This window comes from Candidatus Melainabacteria bacterium (genome assembly GCA_003963305.1).
Lineage (GTDB): Bacteria > Cyanobacteriota > Vampirovibrionia > Obscuribacterales > Obscuribacteraceae > PALSA-1081.
On the sequence record RXJR01000034.1, the window covers coordinates 54,766 to 78,353 of the forward strand.

23 protein-coding genes and 2 tRNA genes are annotated in these 23,588 nt (G+C 48.4%); 12 read left to right on the forward strand and 13 right to left on the reverse strand.

Going from position 1 to position 23,588, the window contains the following annotated elements:
- The first annotated feature begins 79 nt into the window (after positions 1-79).
- Positions 80-286 carry a hypothetical protein gene (locus tag EKK48_29930; GenBank protein RTL35113.1) on the forward strand — a complete coding sequence of 69 codons (207 nt, stop codon included), beginning with the start codon at positions 80-82 and terminating at the stop codon, positions 284-286.
- Between the two features lie 6 nt (positions 287-292).
- Here EKK48_29930 and EKK48_29935 read toward each other — a convergent pair whose 3' ends face one another.
- The 5 genes from EKK48_29935 to EKK48_29955 form a co-directional block, all read right to left on the reverse strand.
- Positions 293-2,020, reverse strand: a complete 1,728-nt coding sequence (locus EKK48_29935) for a hypothetical protein (GenBank protein ID RTL35114.1) — start codon at positions 2,018-2,020, stop codon at positions 293-295.
- A gap of 359 nt (positions 2,021-2,379) precedes the next feature.
- Positions 2,380-3,246, reverse strand: a complete 867-nt coding sequence (locus EKK48_29940) for a hypothetical protein (GenBank protein RTL35115.1) — start codon at positions 3,244-3,246, stop codon at positions 2,380-2,382.
- A 153-nt stretch (positions 3,247-3,399) separates the two neighbouring features.
- Positions 3,400-4,305: a hypothetical protein gene (locus EKK48_29945; GenBank protein RTL35116.1), complete on the reverse strand. Its 906-nt coding sequence runs from the start codon at positions 4,303-4,305 to the stop codon at positions 3,400-3,402.
- A gap of 64 nt (positions 4,306-4,369) precedes the next feature.
- A complete protein-coding gene (locus EKK48_29950) occupies positions 4,370-4,759 on the reverse strand; it encodes a hypothetical protein (GenBank protein ID RTL35117.1) in 390 nt (129 codons plus the stop codon).
- The gene (locus EKK48_29955) at positions 4,756-5,946 is read right to left on the reverse strand and encodes a hypothetical protein (protein ID RTL35118.1); all 1,191 of its coding nucleotides are present in this window, start codon (positions 5,944-5,946) and stop codon (positions 4,756-4,758) included. Before EKK48_29955 ends, EKK48_29950 begins: the two co-directional genes overlap by 4 nt.
- A 397-nt stretch (positions 5,947-6,343) precedes the next feature.
- Here EKK48_29955 and EKK48_29960 point away from each other — a divergent pair, with 397 nt between their 5' ends.
- Positions 6,344-6,847 carry a DUF4065 domain-containing protein gene (locus EKK48_29960; protein RTL35119.1) on the forward strand — a complete coding sequence of 168 codons (504 nt, stop codon included), beginning with the start codon at positions 6,344-6,346 and terminating at the stop codon, positions 6,845-6,847.
- Complete coding sequence (locus tag EKK48_29965) at positions 6,768-7,475, forward strand: hypothetical protein (protein ID RTL35120.1); 708 nt, start codon at positions 6,768-6,770, stop codon at positions 7,473-7,475. The genes EKK48_29960 and EKK48_29965 overlap by 80 nt, the downstream gene beginning before the upstream one ends.
- 149 nt (positions 7,476-7,624) lie before the next feature.
- Here EKK48_29965 and EKK48_29970 read toward each other — a convergent pair whose 3' ends face one another.
- Positions 7,625-7,810 (reverse strand): hypothetical protein, encoded by a 186-nt coding sequence (locus EKK48_29970; protein RTL35121.1) that lies wholly within the window; start codon positions 7,808-7,810, stop codon positions 7,625-7,627.
- A 415-nt stretch (positions 7,811-8,225) separates the two neighbouring features.
- On the opposite strand from EKK48_29970, the gene EKK48_29975 reads away from it, so the two are divergent.
- Genes EKK48_29975 through EKK48_29995 form a run of 5 tightly spaced genes read left to right on the forward strand, consistent with a single transcriptional unit; the run spans position 8,226 to position 11,851 of the window.
- Complete coding sequence (locus EKK48_29975) at positions 8,226-8,447, forward strand: hypothetical protein (GenBank protein RTL35122.1); 222 nt, start codon at positions 8,226-8,228, stop codon at positions 8,445-8,447.
- Positions 8,448-9,038 carry a hypothetical protein gene (locus EKK48_29980; protein RTL35123.1) on the forward strand — a complete coding sequence of 197 codons (591 nt, stop codon included), beginning with the start codon at positions 8,448-8,450 and terminating at the stop codon, positions 9,036-9,038.
- Positions 8,960-9,892: a hypothetical protein gene (locus tag EKK48_29985; GenBank protein RTL35124.1), complete on the forward strand. Its 933-nt coding sequence runs from the start codon at positions 8,960-8,962 to the stop codon at positions 9,890-9,892. Before EKK48_29980 ends, EKK48_29985 begins: the two co-directional genes overlap by 79 nt.
- Before the next feature lie 19 nt (positions 9,893-9,911).
- Positions 9,912-11,195, forward strand: coding sequence for a hypothetical protein (locus EKK48_29990; GenBank protein ID RTL35125.1), 1,284 nt, complete (start codon positions 9,912-9,914; stop codon positions 11,193-11,195).
- On the forward strand, positions 11,192-11,851 hold the full coding sequence (locus EKK48_29995; GenBank protein ID RTL35126.1) for a hypothetical protein: 660 nt from the start codon (positions 11,192-11,194) through the stop codon (positions 11,849-11,851). The genes EKK48_29990 and EKK48_29995 overlap by 4 nt, the downstream gene beginning before the upstream one ends.
- Before the next feature lie 14 nt (positions 11,852-11,865).
- Here the strand turns inward: EKK48_29995 and EKK48_30000 are convergent, their stop codons facing one another.
- From EKK48_30000 to EKK48_30025, 6 genes are all read right to left on the reverse strand, one after another.
- Positions 11,866-13,074 carry an ATP-binding protein gene (locus tag EKK48_30000; protein RTL35127.1) on the reverse strand — a complete coding sequence of 403 codons (1,209 nt, stop codon included), beginning with the start codon at positions 13,072-13,074 and terminating at the stop codon, positions 11,866-11,868.
- A gap of 116 nt (positions 13,075-13,190) precedes the next feature.
- Complete coding sequence (locus EKK48_30005; GenBank protein ID RTL35128.1) at positions 13,191-14,513, reverse strand: hypothetical protein; 1,323 nt, start codon at positions 14,511-14,513, stop codon at positions 13,191-13,193.
- Entirely contained in the window at positions 14,510-14,902 is a 393-nt protein-coding gene (locus tag EKK48_30010; protein RTL35129.1) for a hypothetical protein, read from the reverse strand. Before EKK48_30010 ends, EKK48_30005 begins: the two co-directional genes overlap by 4 nt.
- A gap of 190 nt (positions 14,903-15,092) precedes the next feature.
- Positions 15,093-15,164 (reverse strand) — tRNA-Lys (locus EKK48_30015).
- 26 nt (positions 15,165-15,190) lie between these two features.
- Positions 15,191-15,263 (reverse strand) — tRNA-Arg (locus tag EKK48_30020).
- 91 nt (positions 15,264-15,354) lie between these two features.
- A complete protein-coding gene (locus tag EKK48_30025) occupies positions 15,355-16,221 on the reverse strand; it encodes a DUF429 domain-containing protein (GenBank protein RTL35130.1) in 867 nt (288 codons plus the stop codon).
- A 91-nt stretch (positions 16,222-16,312) separates the two neighbouring features.
- Here EKK48_30025 and EKK48_30030 point away from each other — a divergent pair, with 91 nt between their 5' ends.
- Both EKK48_30030 and EKK48_30035 read left to right on the forward strand, forming a co-directional pair.
- Positions 16,313-18,820 (forward strand): DUF4388 domain-containing protein, encoded by a 2,508-nt coding sequence (locus tag EKK48_30030; protein ID RTL35131.1) that lies wholly within the window; start codon positions 16,313-16,315, stop codon positions 18,818-18,820.
- A 15-nt stretch (positions 18,821-18,835) separates the two neighbouring features.
- The gene (locus tag EKK48_30035; protein RTL35132.1) at positions 18,836-19,732 is read left to right on the forward strand and encodes a DUF4384 domain-containing protein; all 897 of its coding nucleotides are present in this window, start codon (positions 18,836-18,838) and stop codon (positions 19,730-19,732) included.
- An 813-nt stretch (positions 19,733-20,545) separates the two neighbouring features.
- Here EKK48_30035 and EKK48_30040 read toward each other — a convergent pair.
- Positions 20,546-20,989, reverse strand: a complete 444-nt coding sequence (locus tag EKK48_30040) for a hypothetical protein (GenBank protein RTL35133.1) — start codon at positions 20,987-20,989, stop codon at positions 20,546-20,548.
- Between the two features lie 204 nt (positions 20,990-21,193).
- Here EKK48_30040 and EKK48_30045 point away from each other — a divergent pair, with 204 nt between their 5' ends.
- Positions 21,194-22,375, forward strand: a complete 1,182-nt coding sequence (locus tag EKK48_30045; GenBank protein RTL35134.1) for an aminotransferase class V-fold PLP-dependent enzyme — start codon at positions 21,194-21,196, stop codon at positions 22,373-22,375.
- A gap of 163 nt (positions 22,376-22,538) precedes the next feature.
- Complete coding sequence (locus EKK48_30050; protein RTL35135.1) at positions 22,539-23,540, forward strand: alpha/beta fold hydrolase; 1,002 nt, start codon at positions 22,539-22,541, stop codon at positions 23,538-23,540.
- The last annotated feature ends 48 nt before the right edge of the window (positions 23,541-23,588 follow it).

Below are 23,588 nucleotides of genomic sequence, written 5' to 3' on the forward strand. Positions count from 1 at the left end.
TTCGAAGAATAGGAACTATTGACCGGATTTGCTGAAACGGAGATCATGTATGGTCAAAGACATCAGAAAGGATTTGTGAATGAGTCACAAGAAGTTCGCAGGCTCACCGGTAAAAGTCGGCTTTACTATCGTCAAACACGACGGCTGCCTCTGGCATCTCATCAATATCGACGAGAGCAAAAAATACCATTGGCTGGAAGTCGTCGAAAACAAAGATGGCACTTACTGCTGCACACATCCGAATCGAACGATGATCAGTGACTCGCCGCTGAAAGACGTGTCTTAGAGACTTCTAGGGACGCTGAGGCGCTACAGCAAATACAAATTCACCAGCGTCATCACCACCAAATGAACCGAAGCAGGGATGAGGACTTAAATCTGATACGTCTCGTAAAAGGTGCTCGAATGTCAAATACTGTTCACTTGGTCCTTCGTTTCGTAATGCTTCGAGAATGCGGGTAGCAAATGGTGAATGATTTGAATTAAGTGAATCCGCATCTGAAACGTTCTGGTCGGCACTTGCTGCTAACAATTTACGAGTCTTGCGAAAACCACAGTCGGCTAAAAATTGTTCCAGAGGCTGTTTAGTTCTAGTTCTCGGTCCTCGCGATTTTTCGCCCCTGCAATGTTTGGCTATCGAATCAAGAAATGTGCCACCTTTGCATACGTCTAGACAAACAAGCACATGCTGGCAATCGATATGATCAAGTGATTGTTGGAGCCACGGGAAATCAACACAAGAGAATGTGTTATCGGCTCTTGAGTTGGAAGCGATTAAATATCCAATGCCATGCTTAACGTCCACCATCCCATGTCCGGCAAAGTAAACTAATAATTGATCTGCTGGCTTATAAGTAATTGCAGCGTAATCGTCTAAGACCTGTCCAATCTGCTGCTGTGTAGGATTTGAAACGACTTTTACTCGCCAACCGTACAAATGCTGAAGTTCATTGCTGATAGATTGTGCGTCACGGACGGGATTGTCTAATCGTCCAAAACTTGGATCCTGATAGGTATCCGAGGCAAAGAAAAGAGCGTAGTTGGTTCCAATCATAGGACTTGCAGTCGCCGGCTTGACAAAGGTTTCATCCCTTTTGAGATCTCTCGTGGGAACAACCGACGTGCTCGGCGCAGTTTGGCTACGATTAGCTGTTGAACCAACTGAAGTAGCTGGGGCCGTTTTACTCGTAGGAAGCGACGCTAGTAAACGCTCTGCCTCGGGATTGCGGTGACCAGCAGAAAAACTAATAGCCTGTTGATATTGTTGAGCCGCCAGACCGAAATCACCACGCATCTGAAGAGCCTGACCCAGACCAATGTGGTTCTCTGGCAATAGCGGTTTTTCTTTTAGTGCTTGCTCCCAACCCGATACAAGAGCATCGCGTACATCTGGATCATCTGCTTTAAATGCAACTGCTTTCTCATACGCTGCTATCGCACTACCTGAATCACCATTCATTTGAAGCGCTTGTCCCAATTTCAGTTCAATTTCAGCGCTGTCAGTTGCGCGTGCAGCGGCTCTATATTCTGCGATTGCCTTATCTGTTTGGAATCTCACGCGGTACACATCACCGAGCTTAATGTGGATTTTTGGATCATCTTTTAGTACCAGCGCGGCGCCGTATTCAACAATCGCGCCAATAAAATCTCCGCCAAGTCGAGCTTGATCACCAAGCATAACTCGATCCGCAAAGGATTCAGGGTCTTTTCCCATAATACGGATAATGCCTTCGACATTACCTTGCGTAGTCATGTTACTGGGGCTCAAGTAGAACGACTTGTGAAATTGTTTCAGAGCTTCGGGGGGATTGTTTCTGAGCCGTAACCCGTAATTATTTAGCGCGATGGCTAAGTTGTCGCGAGCGAGCTTATAGTTCGGGTCCAGCTTCAAAGCAGCTTCGAATTTTTGAATTGCCAACGGAAAATCAGCTGAGTTGATAGCTTTAACGCCATCATTGTTTAACGAAATTATCTCTCGGTTTCTAAAATACTTCTTGGCTCGCGCGTTACCAGGATTCAATCTCAGTGCGGCTTCGTACTTCTGCTTCTCTGTCGTGTCGTCGCCATTTTTGCCAGCGGCTTCAGCTTCGTCGCAGAGCTTCTCATCCGTCGAAAGCGAAGAATCGGCAACTAGCAGCAGTTTCGGTGGAGAGACTTTCACAGTGTCGGCTTTAGAAGCCAGACTGACTGACAAGGAAATACCGAGTTGTACGGCAATTAGGAGTGCAGCCCTAGTTCCTGTAACTTTGCTCACAGGCTCGTTCCTCAAAGCTCAGCCTTTCGTATTGTACCCGTGAGTGGTGAGCTAGCACATGAAATGAAGAATCGACACGCCAATAAGCCACCTACTGCTCCTCTTTGAGTTTTCACCGAAAGGATTCACTGAGCAGGAAATATTCTCTCCTTCTGGTTGCCGATGAACTTGGTGCTCACGCCATTCGGATGTGTAAATATGCGGACGGTATCATCAGCGTTTGAAGACAAACGCAAACCTGATTGCCGCTCAACTTCCCAAGCTCCGTTAGTTTCGAATGTATATAATCTGCCTGTCGGCAATTCAATCATTCGTGTGCCCGTTGGAAGAGTCATCGTCAGCATACCGCCTGGCTTTCTCTCTGTGAAGATGTATTCGCCGTTACCGGTCGGGATATGACGCTGAATCAAGCCATTGTCGAATTCTTTGACTACCGTGCCATCTGCTTTTGTTGTCACCATGCTGTCACCGATTCTGGTTTGAAAAGTGCCTTCGCCGAGATCCGTCATGACCATGTTTTTGCTGGCCAGAGTTTTTTCAGCTATCTGAGCAAGTTTGCCTTCAGCCATGCGTGTTCCTAAAGTGAAGCCGGGCCCTAATGTGGTGGAGCATAAAAGGAGTTCGAAGGCAGGTTTGCCCAGTTCGTGAGCGAAGATTCGTTTCGCGTTCAGTTCTTGAGTTGGATCGTTCCAGGCTGCCTTGCAAGCATCGAAAAGCCGAGCATTCCGAACCCAAGCTTCCTTCCGCGGTGCGTCGTCTTCGAGCAACATCGATCCAACTGTTATAGCGAGCGCGGGCAGAACAACTTCAGGAGCAGCCGTACACACTGCGGCTGTTGCTGTAGTCATCAGCATGTCTTTGGCCACAGTCCCGGCAAGACTGGCTGGATCTTGGGCACGTCGCCAGATTTCATTAAATACACCTTCTCCTGTGCCATTACATACGATGCTAACTTCACGTCCTACTTTATCTACGAATGTGTCCTGACTCACTTGGTTTACCTCGTGTTTGTCTGTACGCGGCAATGGCGCTCGACAGACATCAATTCCTGTGCAATGCAGAGACTCTACAGGCTAGATTTGGCAAAATCCGGGCATCAGACCACTGCCTTTTGAGCTAAGCAATCACGCCAATCCGTGTCATGATCATTGCCGCCAACGCCAATCGTAAAGCATGGCCTCAAGGGCTCGCTCCACGTCTTCAGGTTGTTTTTCTCGAAGTAGTTTTTCAAAGGACTCATTGACTTTAGTTTGCTGCTTTGCAGAAAGAGGTAATGAGAACGCTTCTTCAGCTCTTTTAATAGTCCATGGTCCCCAAACAGGATCTTGAACGTGTTGACCCACTTTGAAGCAGCCTTTTTCAAAAACGTGACTGCCCTTCGGCCAACCAGTTGCAATTGGAGGACTAATAGGTGACCAGATACAAATACCAGCCAAGAGAGAATAAACATAGACTTTGTGTCCGCTGTACACCAACGTTCCATCAACAGATCGGAGTAAATAACTGTGATATCTAGATGGAAGTTTTAAATCATTTGGTTTGTCAGTCAGACTAGTGAAAAAGAACAATTGGTGATGATACGGTCTAATTCGGTTTGAGATTCCCAGCAGGTATAAACGCCACTCCTCAAATGCATTGGCTACCGGCACATAAGCTGTAGGTTCTCGCTCCTCTAAGCCATCGATTGTGGCAGCTAGAACCCTCCAAGAAATAGAAATCACAAAATTGGCAAACCAATTGCTGTAGTCAAATTTGAGAAAGCTACTTTTATCTTCTTGGAATGGTCTAAATACTCGTTCAGCAAATTTCGATTCCCAGCCACTGAAAAGTGATTCGCAGTCACTGCAAAGCATCGGCAATCTCGTCGTGTCTTCCTCACGGCGGTTTGGAGTAGTAGCTGCTCGAAAGTATGCTGTTCCAGTGTCTTTTAGCCACCGTCCGACAAACTTTGGAAACAGATGGCTGTTCTTAATCGGAGGTTTCTTCTGACAGAGCATACAAATCGAGCCCAATTTGGGAATTTCAATTTGCGTATTTCGCTCAGTTCGCATAATCACCGAAGTTCCAACCAGCCAAAAACGGATTCAAATGACAGCGAACCCTTTTTGTGAACAACTATGCATCAACCCAGTTTACTGATGGACTATTTTTGCCAGTGGTCAGAAAATGACTTGCAATCGTTTCAAACAGATCGAATGGAAGACAGGCTTTACCGTCAATCTCAGTTGCCTCGCCGCTCACAATAAAGTCATGCGTTTCTTCTACGGTAGGTTTCTCTGCCTGCGCGACTAAATATGGCGGCTCGCCGTCCGTGCTGCTGTACTGAGCGAACGCGAGTGAACCATCGATCCCGAATGTCAATTTAAAGCCGTTTTCACCAACTAGTTCACCGGAAGCTGGCTCGGCTTTTTGAAGTTGATGGAGAAATGCAATCAACTCGCTGCTCGTTTGGAAATGACGTTCAGAATGTGGCGAACGAGAGAAATCAACAAATTGAACTTTCATCGTGGCTCTCCAACAAAATTTCTAACAGCGCCGCTTGGCATGTGGACTTCTAGCTTACTTCCGGGAGGAAGCATTCTAGGTATTAGTTTTTCACATGAACTGCAAATCTCGTTGTTATTTATGTAAATCTTCGCTTCCTTAATGCCGTGCTGAATCATGTGCGCAATCGCATGCCCCTCTGCATGTGTTTTCGTAATCAAATCGAACCCCCGGCTTTGCGCAGGCATTGATTGAGCCGGCCCTTTTCTGCCACTCAGAACATCTAGCTCTTGCCCATCAGCTACGAGTATGCCAGCGGTTTTATCGCTGTCACGCATTCGTTGCGGAAGTCTCTCGAAATACGAACGGTCAACGGAATTGCAGCTTTCCGAGATTTTATCAGCGGGTCGGCTTAAGCCGTCTTGGTCACCAGCTTTCGACAAGCGAATATAGTCTGAGGACTGCACTTTCTTTCCACTGGCAATACAATGTTCTAGCTGAGTACCAAAAGCTTGCTTGGTTTCTTCCATCTTTGAAAACAATGCATCAAATTTGGCAGCTATCTCCTCCAATCTGCAAGAACCTGAGGCTAGAGCCGCCGCTTTACCAAGTGCGGCTGCTACTGCAATTTGAGTTCCCTGATCGAATATGTCTTTTACTTGTTCTGCCGGTGTTTGACCAGTGAACTTATCGATTGCTTTTACGATGCTTTGAGCCGGGTCTGTGACAAGGCGAGCATAAGCCGCGCTGTCATTGTTCGATTGGGCGCCTATGTCATTCAGGTCATGCTGCACGCCCTCATAACCCTGTTTAACCGACTGCGTAAGCGGCTCATACTTCGTCTGCAATTCGCGAAGCTTATGGGCGAGCCTATCGCTGTTTCCTTCAGCCAAAGACGGATATGTAATCGCCTCGTAGCCGATTTGAAGATCTGCGACTACTACCGATGCGACATCAGCGGCTACTCCGACTCCAACTTCACCAATTGCGGATAACTTTTTGAGCCCTTCGCCAATTCCAGCAATAGCGCATTGAGGCAGCCCGTCATATTGAGTCGACAGCGATTGGTTGAATGTGTCATTGCAGACGGCTCCGAGCCTGAAATAATTGGAGCCAGGCGCCCAAGCGCTTTGCGCCGCTTGAGACATACCGCTTTCCGCCTGTGCTGGTGGTGCTGGCTGGCTCTTTTCAGTAACTTCTGCTGGCATGTCTGAATCCAATCCCTGGAGCTTGAATCAGACATTACGCATTTGATTTGGCATGCTGTTGGCAGAACTCGACGAGCCGAAGGAGTTAATCTAGGACCGATTAAGGTTGAACCTGTCTTCCACTACCATTTATCGTTAGGCGCTATTTCAATCATCAGCGCTGAGCTAAGTGCGACGGGGACTGGGAACTCTGGGAACTTATAGACACTATGAATGTCCCGTCATTACAATTGAGCGTCCGATATTGAATCTAATCTGTGTAAATTAACCATTCTTGTGGCTAATTTTGGCTGATTCTTATCCACCAAGGCTAGAATTCCTATCATAAATCTCATAAAATGCAAGGGTAGCCGCGATATTTTAATTCTCTGTTCCAATCTGTTTAGGCCGACTTGCCATGCAAAGAGCGATTGACATAGCTAATGCCATCATTCTTCTGGGCGTGAAGAATCAGCTTCCCGTTTCACAGACGAAACTTCAGAAGCTTCTCTACTATGCTCAAGGGTACTACCTTGCCTTTGAGGACGAGCCCTTACTTGACGGTGAGTTTAAAAAATGGCCTTTTGGTCCTGTCCACATTCCTGTTTATGAACAATTCAAACTGTATCCCGGCAGTTGTTTGACACAACCTAGCCCTAAAGGTGGATTGTGTGTTGATGATACAATAAGCCAGTTTCTCCAGGCAATTTGGAAGAAATATGGCAGCTTTAGCGCTTCTAGATTGTCGGATATGTCTCATCGTGAGGCGCCGTGGATTGAAGCTCAAATGTATGATGTGATTCCAAACACGTCTATTCATAACTACTTTAAGTGGGTTGTTAGTGAAGGACAAAGAAGAAAAAGTCAGCAAAGTGGACGGCAACTCGCTGAAAAAGCAGTTGCCGGCGGAACCACAGGCTAGGAGTCAACGAAAAGCGGAGTTGATTGAAGATGCCGCTGATGGTAACGCAGCGGATGATACATCTTCGTCGGGAGATGAAAAAGTAGGTTTAGCGCCGGCTCCAAAGACGTACGATCCTGATCTGCAGCGTTATGAATACTTAGATGTTCACATCTCTGCTTTGCGAGAAGACACTCAAACAAGAAAAGATCTGTTGAGGCAATTATCAACTTTGCTCAAAGTCTGGCTTTGTTTCGTGGCAGTTATCGTGATACTGGATGGGTGCAATGCAAGCACAGCAAACTGGAATTGGGCTGGCAAAATTCTTGATCAATCGTTCAACTGGCATTTTGTGTGGGGCGGCTTTAAACTCTCTGATAACAAACTCATTGCGGTTTGTGGTACGACCACGCTTGCTGTGGTAGCGATCATGCATACGGTTGCAAAATATTTCTTTGCTGTTCATCAAAAGCAGCCAGGAGCAGGTATCGATAGTGTTCTTATCGGTGCAAAGAAGAAAAAGGAAAAAGAAGAAACAAAGGATAAGAAAGAGGATACTGATACTGATTCACCAGAATTAGTAAAGTTTGGAAAGATCATCGCAAACGAAATTCTTGATGCTATACAGGAAAAGAACTCCGGCAAATAAGCATAAGCAGGTGAAAGCACAACTCGTGCCGTCTCATCTTCTCGCTTACAGCCGAAATTTTCGATGCAGCGTGTTCGTAGACATTTGCAGCCTTGCCGAGTAACTCTGAATCTTTTGCTATAGTCCCGATGTTTGATGGGCGGATGCGGCTAAGGCAACGCTTTCGCCCGCAAGTTCGGCGCCGCGACTGCGACAATTGCGCCCGGCAACACATCATGTCCGACAAACTTGCCTAGGTCATGCGCATCCATTCTGCTTCCATGATCAATTCCGGCAGTAAGAATGTGCTCGATATCGTGGCTCGTCTTCTGCGCGTCACGAACGACGCCGCTCATATCGCCGCGCGCGGCATGGTCGCCTATGTATTCACCAGCGGCTTCTGTCGCTGACAGAACACTTTTGACGGTTCTGCCGGTCTCATCTACAGCCCTATGGAGAGTCTCGCCGGGACTCGATACAGCCTGAGCAACGGCTTTTGCGCCTTCATTGACCGCATTGCCAAATCCCTCGCCGACTCCAGCGGTGAAATCCTGAGCGTGCTTGATGAATGCAGACGGTGGACCTCAGATCCCGTGAAGTTCGGCATGGAGGCGAGGCTGATTGACTGATGAGCTATGTTCTGGTCTGACTGGCTCGACTGCCCGCATATCGCGTTCCTCTGGGATATGCAGTCAATTTAGCCTTCAAATTTGGCAGAGTCTGGGCAAATCAGGGGGTGTAAAATAGCTGGACTTATCGAGGGAGTTCGCCATGAAAAATTTACTGCTGCTGTTCGTGATTTTAGCTGTCACCACCGGTAGTGCTTTCGCCAAAGAAGTGAAAGTCAGCGGCTATACCAAAAAGGACGGCACAAAAGTCGAAGGCTACACCAAAACCGTCAAAGATAAGGACGCTGACACGGTCGAGGTAAAGGGATACACAAAGAAGGATGGAACAGACGTAAAAGGGTATACGCGAAAAAAGGTGAAGTAATTGGCGGTCGATTCATTAGGAATTCCTGTTCTCGGTTGGTTATGGGGATGGCTTAAGAGTTACTGGCCAAGCCCAGTAGACATTATTTGTCGCGAGAGGCTCGAACAGGATGGTATTCAGCTAAACTTCGCTCTAAAGAATCTGGGCAACGTACCCATAAAAGACTACGCATTGACTGTCACCATACCCGAGGAAATGTATCAACTTTACCGCTCGAAGAATAGGCGAGGTGAGACAAGCAGCGGGTATGTATCCGTGTCATTTGCGGGACCGTATGCTTCACCATGGCTCGTCGGCGGCGAACAAAAACCTTCAACCTCTGAAGATAAACCGTTATTGCCTGCGGGTCCGTCCATTGTGGTCGCAGCTATGGAGTTTCACACAAGAATAAAGTCGAGAGGCGACGTAGTCGAAGTTCTGTGCAAGCATCCGATTAAGCTTGAGTTTTGGGGCGGATTTGGACGAAGGCAAACAACCACCTTTTTCTTTAGACAAACTGATAATGGCCTCAAATGCTTGCAATCATCGAAGCCCTTTACCTACGAACAGAAGCAGATCACACTGAAGCCCAAAGAACCAAAGGGGGGTTAGACATGCGTTCCAATTTAAGTCTGCTTGTGGTAATCATTTGTATAGGGTCCTTTACTGGCATACCGGCTCTTTCTTGGTACGACTTCGGTCACGAGGCGGTTGCAACTATTGCATGGAACAAGCTGAATCCAACAACCAAAGAGCGAGTGATGACGCTTCTTTCGAAAAATCCGTACTACTTGAAGTGGGTCGCTGCGGTTCCGGCAGGAACACCAGAATCAGAGAAAAATCTTTTGATCTTTGCGCAATCTGCGACATGGGCTGATGCGATCAAGAAAGACCCAGCCTATCATGCGGACGGAGCTGAAGGCGGTAACAAGCCTGACGGACCAGCCTGTGCTGAAAACATCGGGTATTCCGACAAACGAATGCACAAGTACTGGCACTACGATGACACGCCATTTTCGCCGGACCATACTCCGCTGCCACCACATGCAACACCTAATGCGCAAACGCAGATCGCTGAATTCAGAAGAGTGCTCGCCTCGGATGCTCCAGATGAACTGAAATCATATGATCTGGTTTGGCTAATCCATTTGATCGGCGACGTACATCAACCGCTGCATTGTGTCACTCGTGTCATTCATGATGATCCGCACGGCGACAAAGGCGGCAACGACTGCAAACTAGTCGGCAAGCCCGATAACATCCATTCCGTTTGGGATGGAATTGTGGGTGATGCGCGTGAGCTTCAACCCGCCGTCGAGTTCGGAAAGAGCCTTCCAGATGCGCCTAACAATGGTCCCTTCGGGATGACCGAAAAGTACAAGCAGCAAGCTCGAAAAATCGGCGAAGAAAGAGTTGAGCTTGCTGGCACAAGATTGGCTAGTCTGTTGAACACGGAACTAAGATAATTTCAATTCTCCTACTGGAATGCAAGAGACGATGCAAAATATGCAACCAACGAAACTAAAATCATTGAAGCTGGAGCAATGGCGTCAGTTCGAAAACATAGAATTGGAATTCTCTGACAGAGTTACCATCATCACTGGCAAAAATGGAAGCGGTAAAACATCGATTGGATCTGTGCTTGCAAAAACGTTTTCGCTAGAATGGCCACTTAAATTTGTATCTTCTCCGGAACTGAATCAGGATGGCGGAGTTATTTACAAGACATCTGCTAACAGCTCAGTAGAAGAGATCAGTAACTCGCGCTCGTACATAGGAGAATTGGCTTATATCGGTGGATTCACTCGCCGGATCACAACGGACATCAAGGTTGATGGAGAATATTCGATTCTAATTGAGCATGCTTCTCCTATACACGGGTTATACGTTCCCGCTCACCGTCCGCAGTTTAGGTACATGAAGATAGGCACCACGCGTCTTGGACTTCAACTACCTGAAGGCATCTATGCGAACTATCAGAATTCATACAGAGCAGAGTATATTCCGACCAACACACCTAAAGTACCGTCGAATTCAATCATCAAGGAGACGCTGTTGTCGTGGGCGATCTTCGGCTACGGCAATAAGGTGATGCGTCCTAATGTACAACTTTCTGAATTGTACGAAGGTTTCGAAGCTGTTTTACGGCACCTTCTTCCAGAGCATTTAAGATTCGAAAAATTGGAGATTAGGTCTCCTGAAGTAGTTTTAAAAACAGAGTTTGGCGAATTTTCGCTCGATGCTGTTTCTGGAGGGATCGGAAGTACCATTGAACTTGGCTGGCAGATATTTATAAACAGATTTTTTGATAAAGTCTCTGTTGTTGTTATCGATGAGCCAGAAAATCATTTGCATCCAGAGATGCAGCAGCAGTTGTTGCCAAAACTTTTGCAAGCTTTTCCTGAAATACAGTTTGTGATAGCAACACATAGTCCATTAATAGTTACTTCTATCGAAGGTGCGCGGATCTATGTGCTTGACTTTGGTTTCAACGGAAGAGTGAGAAGCAAACTTGTGGACAGTAGTAATGCTGGAACGGTAAACGAGACACTTCGCGATATTCTCGGACTGCCCTTTACGATGCCGATCTGGGCTGCAGCGAAAATCCAAGCAATTGTAGATAGAAGGAGCACCGAAGGATTTTCCGAGGAAATATTTGAATCTTTGAGGAACGAATTAGTTGAAGTAGGACTTGAGGAATATGCTCCAACAGCTATTTCAGACCTTCTTGAAGAATTCCACAAATCTCGGTCGTCGGGTGACAAGTGATCAAAATTATAAAAATTCAAGAGCCTGAGATCTTAGTGAGGCACAAGGCAAGATGGACCGAGCAGGTTGTAAGAGCCACCAATAACAAAGCAGCTCGGCGATATGTGACCTCGATTTTTACTCGACACTCTGAAATTAAGGAAGCTATTGTCGCCGAAGCTTTCAAAAAGTGCGTATATTGCGAAATTAAAATGAGAGGGGCGCATCGGGGGGAGATTGACCATATAGTGCCTCTGAGCGTCAACAGAGAATTGGCGTTTGAGTGGACCAATTTGGTTCTTGCTTGCACCTTTTGTAATGGCAATAAAGGCTCTACCGTGTCGCCTCTTCTCATCAATCCCACAGTGGATGACCCGCCTGACCACCTTGCTTTCGACGGGCATTATATCCGTCCACGGTTTGGCAGTTTAAAAGGCGAATTTACTCGGAATGAGCTGGACCTGAATAGAACCGATCTAATCGAGAAACGTCAAGAAAGGTTAGATTCTATAATTCAGACATGCCTCAAAATATCCAAGGAAACAGAGCAAGATCTTCGCAACTCTGGTCTGAAATGCCTGAGGAGAGAAGTTGAGAGACACCAAGAATATTGTCTGATGACCACGCAATTCATGGACCGGCTCTGGACAGAGCTGACACGTCAATCCGTTCCTTAAACAGAAACGGCTATTTAGTCTTGGCAGTATATCCAATCTTTCGGAACACGTTCATTGCCTTCGTAGCTAGCCGCTGTTGACCAGCCGCAGGAGTTCCAAATCCCTTCAATTAGCGGTTTGACGAATTTCGCGATTGGTTCAGTTTCCTGCCAATCCCGAATAAGTATTTCAGGAAGTTGCAATATCTGCCTGTCGATGTATTTGTCCAATTTGTCTTCAATTACGGTATTCGATCGGAAGTGCAGTGAATAGCCCTGCGCATTTATAATAGTGGCTGATAATAGTACTGGTAGCTGTACGTTCTGCTTCTTCAGCAAATTGACGTAATCGTCCAGAGACCTGATCAAGCCTTCTTCTAGTGGGTCTATCCGCCAAAATCTCTCATTATGAGGGTTGCGAAAGATATACGTACTTACTGCTTCTATGACGCCGGAACGTCCGAGGTGAAGATATCCAAGCGAAGTATAATCACGCTTTTTGAACGTCATAATTCCGTCGACTGTGTACCGATGGTCGACACCTGTAAGTCCTGGTGGGCCTGCTAATTCTAGATATTCGGACCACTCAGTTAAACTTCGGTTGCGCTCAGGATTATCAAAGCCGATTGGTATTAAATGCAGTGCTAGAATCGGCCCTTGATGTAAGATTTGGTAACCGGAGTTGTTAGCCAAAGTGCTCACTCTCTCATCTCTTAGTTGTCTAGCACGTTTCAGATTTGCATCTGCAAACAACAGCGCAGTTTGTATTTCTAGATAAGTCATTACGTGCCTACTTGCTTGAACCCTCTTGTAGAATCGGTAGTCATCAAATGCAACAACTTGGTGGGCTCCGTAAATGCTTTGAGGCAATCTTAATACGAGAGCGACTCTACCGCAGGTTAGCTCAATCGTCCGGCAATCCCATCCGTGAATTCGAGGTTCAATACCATTATCAATTAATTGTTTCCAGTGTCTGCTCTCGCTGTCCCAATTTTTTAATTCAATTCCAAAAACGCTCGTCGGCTTGCCGCTTTTTCGATCTTCACCGATTCCGTATACAATGTCACCGCCACCGCCATTCACCATTGCACAAATGTCTTTCAAAAATTCGTGCTTTGCGTCGTTATGTTTTTCTGGAAGCTGCTGCTTGTATTCGATTTTTGAATTTTCTGAGATACTCAGAGATATGAGCAGTTGCAAATCTGCTTCAGACAATGTTTGTAATGATTTTCCTACTAAATCCATTGTCCGATGCCTTTAACTGCAGTTCTCTGAGTTCAATTGTCTATTTTGATTTGAGTGGAGTCAATTTCCTGTCTATCGGCGGCACCAGCATAACTAAGACATCATTTGTTAGCGATTTACTCCTCTTCGTCATCTGGTTCGTCTTCTTCGCTTTCGTAGGGCTCCGGCGGGGGTTCTAACTCATTTAAGAGAGGAGTGTCCAGGGTATGCTGCTCGAAGATACGATCGTCAAAAGCGCTCATAATCCATAGTCCGTTGTCCGTTGTCACCAAAATGATGTTCCTGTATTGATGTGACTGCGGGAACGTGCGTATTGAGATCGCAGGCTCTCGAAGTAAATTCACAATGCCTTGTGGGGTGAGCACATCAACGGCATCGAAAGTCTGAATGGTCAATGCTTCAAGCGTGGGTAGCGGTTGACTGCTAACGATATCCTGAAAATCGTTAAAGTCGTTGCTTTCTTTTGCAACTTTGCTAACTCTCATGATTTCTGGTCGGCCGATAATCGGCTTCGGGTCAGATCCCTTCGTATAACTGACCCTTGTTCGTGTAATTTCGCCATTATCCATCACGCCGTAAAACAGCTGACCTGCGTTGAAAGAGTATCTTAAACGTGCGGTATCAACCTTCGGCACGGTAATATTTTTTTCGAGCTTCCGTTGAAGATCCCATATTGAGCCAACATAAGGGTTGTCTTGAATCTCGGCCATTACGGTTGTCTCGCGTTCAATCGATAGTTTCTTTGGTGTTCCTTTTACGCCTCTGAACATATTTGGCTGTTCGAAACTTTCGTAATTAACCAAATCGAATTTGCACCAAGTCGTCGCATAGGATTTGCTCACGTTAGGATGTTGCCTGAATGCCTTTCTAGTAGCGGAGTCGAAGTCTTCGTAGGCTGTGTGTAAGCCATCACTACCGCAGGACAGGTTGACCGTAGCATACTGAGCGCTGGTGTGTATTATTTTAAGGTCGTGCCGTTTCTTCGATGATGAGAACTCGATTGTTTTGCCTTTCCAGCTTCCACGCGCATGGAATAGCCCTTTATCAGTTCCCACATAGATCTCACCATTGTAGACGGCGCAATCCAGCATTGCGTTAAATGTATTGTTTCGCAATGACACAATCAATTCTGGTGTTAGGGATTCAAGTTCAAATTCAATCGGCGTATCGCTGCAGTCTCCGATTGCCGTTTTCATCAAGGCGTTGTATCCCTCATTCCACAGCAGTGATCGCGTTTGTTTGTTTGCAAGCCAATCTGAGCGAATGAATAACCACTCGTAAAACGGAATTCTATTTTTAAATCGAGAGCGTAGATTTTTTGATATTTGGCTCAAGTTGATGAAACGAATTTGTTTGTTTTGCTCAAAGATGATTAATCGGCCCATATACATGTAAGCCTGTTCAAATTCACCTTTGATGAACAACTTCGCTATTTTCATATTCGTTCTTTGACGATTTTGTGGTAGAACGACCTTGCGATTCGATTTACCCACTTGTCGGTTACATCAGACGGAGGCATAGCGGCTCTCGATTTTATCGGAAATCCATGCCACGGATCGGCGCTGTTGGACGGCTTCTGAAAACAAGCTAAACGCTCTTTATTGGTGCCTAAAACGTGTTTGCCTTCTATGTCGTCACCAAAGCTCCAAAGATAGCCATTAGAACAATACCAACTGTTGCTCTCGGCTTTCTGAAATATGCCGAACTCAGCTTCCAAAGACACATCTTTATGCCAGAGTGTTTTGTTTGGAATGATCGCACGCCGATGATAATTCATCGAGTCGTAAGTATATTTGTTCCGTCTGTTCTGCGGGCTTGGAGTCGGCACGAATCTAACTCGATCTTGCAGATTTTGACGTCGAAAAGCTGGTTGACCTTGTGTCACTAGATGTGGTGCCGCCTGAGAATTAACGTTTTACAAAAGGTGCTTACTTTTTGCTTACTTTAACTGGGCTGCCTGCCCCACTAATTTAGGTGCTTGGGGGCTGAAACGCACTCTGTGACTTGGTCTTAAAACTTGGGCCATGGTGGACTCGAACCACCAACCAATTGCTTAAGAGGCAACTGCTCTGCCATTGAGCTAATGACCCATAAATGGCTTGTTCAAAAATTATATCGCGCCCGGTTGGATTCGAACCAACGGCCGTCCGCTTAGAAGGCGGATGCTCTATCCACTGAGCTACGGGCGCCCATATTTGGCGCAATCGAGGCGCCGTCTTGTGTTTACAAATTTTCAGGGTTCAACAGCAAATTCGCTCCTGTCAGGAGCGCGGATTGAAATTATAGTACCTTGGGAGAATAAATCCAGCCTTCCGTCAAAACCTCGACGTGGTCAAGGTCGAGCGGGTCATCAAAAAGTTGCTTGGCTGTGTGCCACATGGCAATCGTGTAGCAAGCCACGAGCGCGTCCAGCGCGTGGTCTGAATCCATTGCCGCGCTGCGCGCAGCGGGTCCGATTGACAAGCGCGGGCAGTCTTTATGCGAAATGCCTTTGCGCTCTCTAATCTGCACAAGATTCTCAACAATCGAACGCCGAACCGCATGGGCAGCGTCTTTATCCTTCTTGTCTTTGCTCTTGTAGCCGGAATCAGGCAGCCCGAGCGACGTCAGCGTCTGTCTGGGATAAACTTCCAGAATCGCCGTACCGTTTTTGACCCGGTCTTGAAAAGGTAAAACAGCGCACCGTTTCGGGTCAAGAGTGGCGAGCAGGCGAATTCCCTGATATGTCATCTGCACCATCGACGGGTTGCCGCGATGCAGCGGGCTCTGCGCCGCTTTCGAAATCGCTTTGTCGCAAACGCGCTTGGGCTCTTTCTTGAATTCGACGACCAGCTCCAGAAACTGCTCGAAGCTCATGAAAACCAGCTGCTCAGCGACTTCTTGCCACGATTGAAACTCAGGTTTGCCCAATTTTTCGGACATGAACGCCAGGAACTCTGAAGGCAAAGAAAAAGGCACGTCGATGCCGACCGCGCTATAACAGATATCGGGCTTGGTCAATTCCGCTGCCACTTTGTGCGAGCCGACTTTGCGAATCTCGTCGACCTCCAGCCCCATATTTGTCAGGCTGCCCGCCGCGATCCAGGTGTCATTGGGCACAGTCTTGGCGCCGCTGAAATCGATTCCCGCAACTAGCACTCCGGACATGGCGACATATCTCCTAAAATACACAGAAGTTTCTGTGATTGCTCAATGGACACTTATACTTGAGAGAACCCAGATTTGTTGAGACTTGACAATGACCTCTTCTGAGCTCAAAAACGATTTAGCGACCAGGGCTGGCGCCATTGGTCTGCTCATCGATCGTTCGGGCGACGAAGAGCAGATTCTCGGAAGCGTCTGGCTCATCGATTCGAACAAAGTCGCCACTTGCGCCCACTTGATTACCCTGTACGGCGACAAGTTGAATGCGCTCAAGGTTTTCTTTCCTGCCGTAAATCAGAGTCACGGAATTTCGCAGGCGCTTTTCCATCCAAAATTCAATCGCAAATATTCTGCCAAGCTCGCCTCGGATGGGCTGTGGGATTCACTTTCCAACATGCATCTGCAAAATTTCAATGCAGTGGTGCTGACTTTGACCCCCCAACTGGCTCCGCTTTCTGACCGCGAAAAGCAACTCGCTAATCAGAGTTTGACCGTTGCCGCGCCTCAAATTGAGCAGGGCTTGGGCGGAAATCTCGCAGACATCGATTTTTATCTGGTGCTGCAAACCATTACCAACGCCAGAAAAGAGGGTGTTGTAATCATCTCGGATACGCGCAATCGCCCTGTGGCACGCTTGTTCTGTCAGAACGGGCGCATCGCCCATGCCATATTCAAGAATTTGAACAACGAGCTTGCCGTATATCAGATGGTGCAGTCGCATCTCAAGGGCAACTTCTTCTTCCAGGTGAAGAGCGAGCCTGATTGGCCGGTTGAGCGACCGATTGCGCGTCCGCCCGAAATGTTGTTGCTGGAAGCGCACCGTCGCATGGATGAAATGGAAAGATTCCTCGGCGCGCTGGGCGGACCTGACTCGTTCTATGTGCGCGCTGTGCCATGGATGAACGACGGAATTCTTCCGGCCGAAGTGGCGGAAACGGCGCGAAATCTCTGGCCGCATCTGGACGGCACTTTGCCGATTGCTTCTTTGTGGCAGGTCGTGAACGTCGATAACTATGCTGTCTACAATGCTCTGATTGAATTGTTCAAGACGCGTCAGATTGAAAACGTTGATGATACGACCGAATTCAGCCCTCCATCGCCTGGACCGCTGAAAGTTGAGCCACTGGATCTGGTGCCCCAGATCGAGCTGATTCCCGGAGATCCAATCGAGAACCTCAGCGTCGATCACAGGCGCGGTCATCCGCGTATTCGCTCAGGATTCTTGTTGGGAAGCCTGCTTTCAGATGATCCATATCATCTTTTGCATAACATTCCTTTGTTGCCGGAATCATGCGGCAGCCCGATGTTCAAAAAGGGTGTCGTGATAGGTCTGCACTGCGGGGCTCTTCCTCCTGCGCCTGAACTGGACGAAAACGAAGGCGCCATGCAGCAGATGCTCTGGTCTGAATTGATTATCGAGTGCCTGGAAGATGGCGGCGAAGTGGAACTGGCAAAACGCTTGAGTTCGACGGGTGTAGAGATCGCCAAAAACCTTTCTTTGTCTGGCGTCTATGTTTCAGGCGGCTATTCACTGGAAACCGGCGAGCGAATTAGTGACGGAAAAGACTCCAAAACTCTTCTTGGCTTTGGTGCCAGTGTAACGGGCGACTTCGATAGCGCTGATGCTGGTGCTACGACAGACATTCCCTCGCTCACAGCTTCGAGTGCTTCAACAGGCGCGACTGCGGCGACCGGCACCGCTGCTGTTCACCGTCCGACCCAAGCGGGATGCCGCGAAGTGGCTCGCGTGCACTGTTCAAAGTGCGGCAAGACCAGTCTTGATGCTGCCCGTTTCTGCAAGTCTTGTGGTCAGCGCTTGTTCCAGGACGTTCAATACAAGCCGCCCAAACGTGTCTTCACTCAGGCACCACTTGTGGTGACGACGATGTGTTTCTTTGCAGCGGTAATCATCGCTTTGATTTTGATTTCTCCTGTGAAGCCGCAATATATCACCACTCATCTCTCCTATATTCCAGATGAGCCGTGGGTGCGCGTGAATATCTTTGGCGTCAACAAATTGGCGCACGAGGCGCCGCAGTGGCGTCCTATTCCTGACGGTGCTGAGCTGAACGATAACGTGCAGGTTTATCTCGACATGAAAGCGAATCAGGACTGTTATATGTATGTCCTCAGCGATTTGCCGAAAGGCAAAGCCGGCGGCGATCAGGCTAAAGGCGATCAGGCTAACGCACAGGCTAATGCACCGGATGCACAGGCTAACGCTGCCATTGAGTTTCCGGAGCCTAAAACCCCCGAAAAAATGCTGAAGAAGGGCGAGCATTTTACTGTTCCGAAAGAGACCATTAAAGAAGGAATGTTCAACGGGGTCAAAGGTCTCTTCCTGAACGGGCTAACAACCGGCGCAGGTGATACAACTATACTTATCGCCAGCAGCAAACCCTTGCCGCTGCCGGGCAACCAGGAGAACGCCAACGTGTTCTTCGAAAACGCCAACCGGATTTTGAGCCTGGACCGGTTCTCCCGTGGCATCGAGGTACCAATTTCCCAGGTCGCTCCTAATTTGTTTCCGCCTGATGTAAACGATAGACCGGGAGATCTGATTTATTTGAAACGGTTGATGGAAAAGATCCCGACGGATTAATGAGAGGTAAAGGACATGACAGGTCGTCGTCACATAGTTGCATCGATGGTTGCTTTGCTGAGTTTGGCTGCGCCACTTTGCGTTTGCGCTGCAGATGATGCCGCTAAGTCCGATTCTGACAAGTGGCAGTTTGCAAAAGGTTTGTTCCGTAAGCAGCTCGATCAGCCTAAAGAGGCGCTCAATATCGGCTTGAATTACTGGGTGGAATTGACCCGCAAGGGCGGTTCGCAGCGCGTTTCCAACAAACATGCGTTCCGCAGCGGCGACCAGATTCAGTTCCACATTCGCCCGAACATCGACGGTTACGCCTATGTCGTGTTGCGCAGTGGCAGCCGCGGCGAAAGCTCTGTGCTTTTCCCTGACCCTGCTCATGGCGACGACAATCGCGTAGAGCACGGTGTTGACTACGCTTTGCCGTCAGGCAGCGAGTCGTTCGAATTCGACCAGAACCCGGGCACGGAAAAAATTACTCTGCTCCTTTCCCGCCACCCAATAAACGCTCAGGCTTATCTGTCGAAACCAGCCGATTCTCCGACCGTCATTGCATCTGCCGCGACGGGTTCGAAAGACTTAGTTCCGTCTCAGGTTTTCGTTGCTTATGCTACTCCGCATGATGCTGCGCCACCGCCTTCAACGCCGCGCACGCCGGAGAAGAAGAAGGTCGAGAAGAAGCCGGTTATTGCTTCCAGCACACCAGCGACGCCGGATGATTCCAGCGAAAGCAAAGCAGCTAAGAAGCACAAGCCGACCACGCCTGCGAATCACACAGGTTCGACTTCTTCAACAAGCACGACCAAGCAATCGACTCGCTTAACATCAAATGTGAATGATGATGCCGGCGTGACAAGCGTTATCAAGAAGACTCCAGACGGCGTGTTGTACGTCAATATCGACCTCGACCACCGTAGCTAACGACTTCAATCTGTGGATTTGCGGTCTTTGATCGGCTCGCTGCGTCCAGTCCTGTCCGTTATGGCCCGTTATGACCTGATTTCCGCAGTTAACGTTAAATCGTTTAGTTATAGTCGAGTTCTTAACCACTCCTTAAACACCGGGGTACGAACATTATGCGTCGTACCCCGGTGTCTATTTTAGGAAGAGGTTATGGTCGTATTACTGTCACTCATACTTTGCTGCTTGCTTGGCATAGGTATTTTGTTTGTGATTAATCCGAGTCTTTTTCCCCATTTCATTATCAAGCGTTGGGAGCAGCACTTTCACTATTTCCGTTAGTCAGCTCTGCAGTGCAGGCTAGCCACTGAGCCATTCCGGCTTTGAGAGTGGTGGCAAAATTCAAAAGTTAGTTGCGGTTTATCGGACGTCAGTCGAAAAACCGCATGGGCTGCTAGTTAACACACAACTAATCGTTACAAAGCGGAAGGTTTTCACCGCTTCTTAACCTATCGCGCCTATAATTTGCTCACATTGTCAATAGAGCAAATTCCCATGCCCGCAGCCGCAGCCGGTCTTTTTATAATCGATTTCGTCTTCCGTCCCTTCGCGAAGATTCTCGAGAAGTGGCCGATGGTGATGTTGTTGCTTGTACTGTTGTTGTACACAATCATTGGCTATATCGTTGTGAAGTCGGTCTACTTCACACCGGATCAGCAAAAGCCGTACTAGTCTCAGCCGCCGCCGCGATCTTTCCTACCGCCGAAGCGCTCGTTAGAATCCCGCGGTCATCGTCCCTTCCCGAATGCCTATTCCCGCCAGCCGATGCGCTGGTTAGTGTCCGCCGCCACCGCCGCCGCCTGAATCGGCTTTAACGGACAACAGGCGCGTACTCAACTTGTCGCTGTGCAGGTTGACGAGTCCCACGTACAGCTCTGGAAAGTTCTTCACCGACAACGCCGGCACCGAGCCCTCGATCGTGTAGGTGCCCTGGTCGAGCGGGGTTCCGTCATAATCGTATGTGTTGTACTGAAACGTTATGTCTTTGATGGCTACGTTGTTGAAGTTCTTGATGCGTACCCACGCGACCGGGCAGTTGATTACCCAGAAGCCGGAAATATGCCAGTCAACGAGCTCGAAGTAGGTTTGACTTGTCAGCTGTGCGTCAGAGCCCGCGCCCTCGCCGCAGCCGGCCAGGAAAAACATGGCAAAAAGGCACACGGCAAAAACGCCTGTGCATGTCAGTCTTGCATTGGCTAATTTCCCAGTGGCTGCCATTTAGTTCAAACCGGAAACCACCCGAAGTACCCAGCTAATATTCCCAGAAAAACTAAAAGGGCGAATCCCGCTAAGATTCCGAAAAATACCGGTTCTCCTTCAGCCATAATTAGCTCACATCCCGGCGAAACCGCATACACAGACAATTATATAGAAGATCCTATAACATGAACGTGACATTGTGCTGAACTTGAACGGAGAGCTATGGACGCAGCAATCGATGCTTCCTATGTCGAATTGAACGTGGAGCGAATTAAGAAAGAGTTTCCGATTCAAGAGGGATGTTTGTATCTCAACACCGGAAGCTGCGGACGCAAGCCCCAGTCGGTGTTACAGGCATTGTCGCAGGGATGGCAGGAACTCAACGTCAACCCCACCATCACCACGTTTTGGGATGAAAGCGCCTTAGGCGATGCTAAGGAAGCGGCGGCGCGCTTGTTCGATGTGCCCGGTGAAAATCTGTTGCTGGTTCAAAACACCACGCAGGGTTTGCATTTTTTGATGCATAACTTCTTGCTCGAGGCCGGCGATGAATTCATCACTACAACAAGCGAACACGGTTCGGTCGGAGCAATTGCCAGGTATCTTGCAGAAACGCGCGGAATCAAGATTCACCGAGTGGAGATAAATCCACACGACGGCAATGAAGTCTTCACCCAGCGGATGTCTGAGAAATTGTCGAGCCGCACCAGGCTGGTGTTGGTCAGCGAAATCAGTAGCTATACGGCCTGGCGCCCTGATTTGTCTGAACTGGAAAGAATCACCAGAGATCGAAACATTCCCTTGCTTGTCGATGGTGCGCATTGCGGCGGGCAAATCATTTGTCGCCCCGGGCAGTATCGGCTCTGGGTGGGTTCGGGGCACAAGTGGTTGGGTGGACCAAATGGCACCGGGTTTGTCTATGTGGCACCAGATTTAGTGCCGCGATTGCAGCCGTTGTGGTTGGGCGATGAATATTTCAAACTCGTAGAATCTCACGGAAATTCTCTGGCGCGCTTCGAATCGCAGGGTACTACCGATGTGGTTCGCTGGCGTGGATTGACCGCGGCAATCAACTTGCAATTGCAGATTGGACCGGACAAAATTTATCGCCGTGAATTGGAGCTGGCAAAATATTTGCGTAACGCGGTGCGCAAGTTGAATCCAAACTTCAGAACACCTGAGGGCGAGCGGAACTGCGCACTGCTCGTTATGTACTGGGATGCGGATCAGGTACCGGTGCCGCATCTCCGCGATCACCTCTGGAAAAATTACAAAATTTGGGTGCAACCAGACTTCATGAACGAGAACCCGGGGCTGGGCGTGCGTGTATCCTGTCACTATTCCAATTCTGAAAGTGATATAGATCGCTTTGTAGAAGCGCTGGCGGAGACTCTTCGGAAGTGATTGGTTGTTTTTCATGGAGCGCACCCGTCCCGGGTGCACGCGATTGTTTTCTATGGAGCGCACCCGTCCCGGGTGCACGCGAGACGCGTGCGCTCCATGGCCTTTATAAATGGCAAACGAATCTACGCTGGCAACCTGAATTAGATAATAAGCGACCCCAACAATGAACAACGGCAGCTCTACACCATTTACACCGCTACCGCTCCTGAAGAACGGACATCTTATGACGATTGTTCCGGCGCTCTGGAATCGTCGCTTGCCACCAATCAAGACACCATCTGTTGACCGCCTTTTCAAGGTTAAACCGCACGTACAGGTGCTCGCCAATTGTCATTTTGCCGAGGATGCAAAGGCTCGCCCGACTCTGATTATTCTTCACGGGCTGGAAGGTTCGAGTAACACACCGTATGTGCTGGGACTGACGCATAAAGCCCTGGAATACGGCATGAACGTCGTGCGCTTGAATCTGCGCAATTGCGGCAATACGCTTCACCTCACACCTACGCTCTACAATGCCGGACTCAGTGCGGATCTGATTGCTGTCGCAACCGAGTTGATAGAAGTCGATGGACTGAAAAACCTGTTCGCAGCTGGCTATTCGCTCGGTGGAAATATCGTGTTGAAAGCCGCAGCTGAGTTAGGCGCTGAAGGTCCAAGCATGTTCAAGGGCATTTGCGCGATTTCGCCCGCGCTCGACCTCGCTGCATGTGTAGACTCAATGGAGAAGGGCGTGAATCGCTTCTATGAGCAGCGTTTTCTGATCGGATTGAAAGACAAAATACGAATAAAGCATCGACTTTTCCCATCGCTGTACGATGTTTCGAAACTGAAATATGTAAAAACGCTGCGCGGATTTGATGACGTTTTTACCGCTCCTGATGCGGGTTGCAGTAATGCTGCTGAGTACTACCAGAAGAACAGCGCCATCAGAATTATCGAAAACGCTCAGATCCCAATTTTGATTATTACTGCCAAGGACGATCCGATTGTTCCCTTTCAATCGTTTGCCTCGCCCAAGTTGCAGGCTCCGAATATAACGATGCTGACTCCGCAGTATGGCGGGCACAGCGGCTTCCTAGCGCACGCCGCGGAGGACGCCAGGCGCGATCGCTTTTGGGCGGAGAATCGAATTATTGAGTTTTGCGTTTCACAGTTGGCTCAGTGATGCGCTCGTAGTTTGGTCAACGATTGGTCAGTAAATTGATGGACGATT

Coding starts and splice junctions, on each gene's coding strand:
- EKK48_30050 (RTL35135.1), top strand. CDS start 22,539: ATGAACAACGGCAGCTCTACACCATTTACACCGCTACCGCTCCTGAAG.
- EKK48_30030 (RTL35131.1), top strand. CDS start 16,313: ATGACCTCTTCTGAGCTCAAAAACGATTTAGCGACCAGGGCTGGCGCC.
- EKK48_30045 (RTL35134.1), top strand. CDS start 21,194: ATGGACGCAGCAATCGATGCTTCCTATGTCGAATTGAACGTGGAGCGA.
- EKK48_30025 (RTL35130.1), bottom strand. CDS start 16,221: ATGTCCGGAGTGCTAGTTGCGGGAATCGATTTCAGCGGCGCCAAGACT.
- EKK48_29985 (RTL35124.1), top strand. CDS start 8,960: ATGCTTGCAATCATCGAAGCCCTTTACCTACGAACAGAAGCAGATCAC.
- EKK48_30035 (RTL35132.1), top strand. CDS start 18,836: ATGACAGGTCGTCGTCACATAGTTGCATCGATGGTTGCTTTGCTGAGT.
- EKK48_29930 (RTL35113.1), top strand. CDS start 80: ATGAGTCACAAGAAGTTCGCAGGCTCACCGGTAAAAGTCGGCTTTACT.
- EKK48_29975 (RTL35122.1), top strand. CDS start 8,226: ATGAAAAATTTACTGCTGCTGTTCGTGATTTTAGCTGTCACCACCGGT.
- EKK48_30000 (RTL35127.1), bottom strand. CDS start 13,074: ATGGATTTAGTAGGAAAATCATTACAAACATTGTCTGAAGCAGATTTG.
- EKK48_29960 (RTL35119.1), top strand. CDS start 6,344: ATGCAAAGAGCGATTGACATAGCTAATGCCATCATTCTTCTGGGCGTG.
- EKK48_29945 (RTL35116.1), bottom strand. CDS start 4,305: ATGCGAACTGAGCGAAATACGCAAATTGAAATTCCCAAATTGGGCTCG.
- EKK48_30040 (RTL35133.1), bottom strand. CDS start 20,989: ATGGCAGCCACTGGGAAATTAGCCAATGCAAGACTGACATGCACAGGC.
- EKK48_29990 (RTL35125.1), top strand. CDS start 9,912: ATGCAAGAGACGATGCAAAATATGCAACCAACGAAACTAAAATCATTG.
- EKK48_29955 (RTL35118.1), bottom strand. CDS start 5,946: ATGCCAGCAGAAGTTACTGAAAAGAGCCAGCCAGCACCACCAGCACAG.
- EKK48_30005 (RTL35128.1), bottom strand. CDS start 14,513: ATGAAAATAGCGAAGTTGTTCATCAAAGGTGAATTTGAACAGGCTTAC.
- EKK48_29950 (RTL35117.1), bottom strand. CDS start 4,759: ATGAAAGTTCAATTTGTTGATTTCTCTCGTTCGCCACATTCTGAACGT.
- EKK48_29970 (RTL35121.1), bottom strand. CDS start 7,810: ATGAGCGGCGTCGTTCGTGACGCGCAGAAGACGAGCCACGATATCGAG.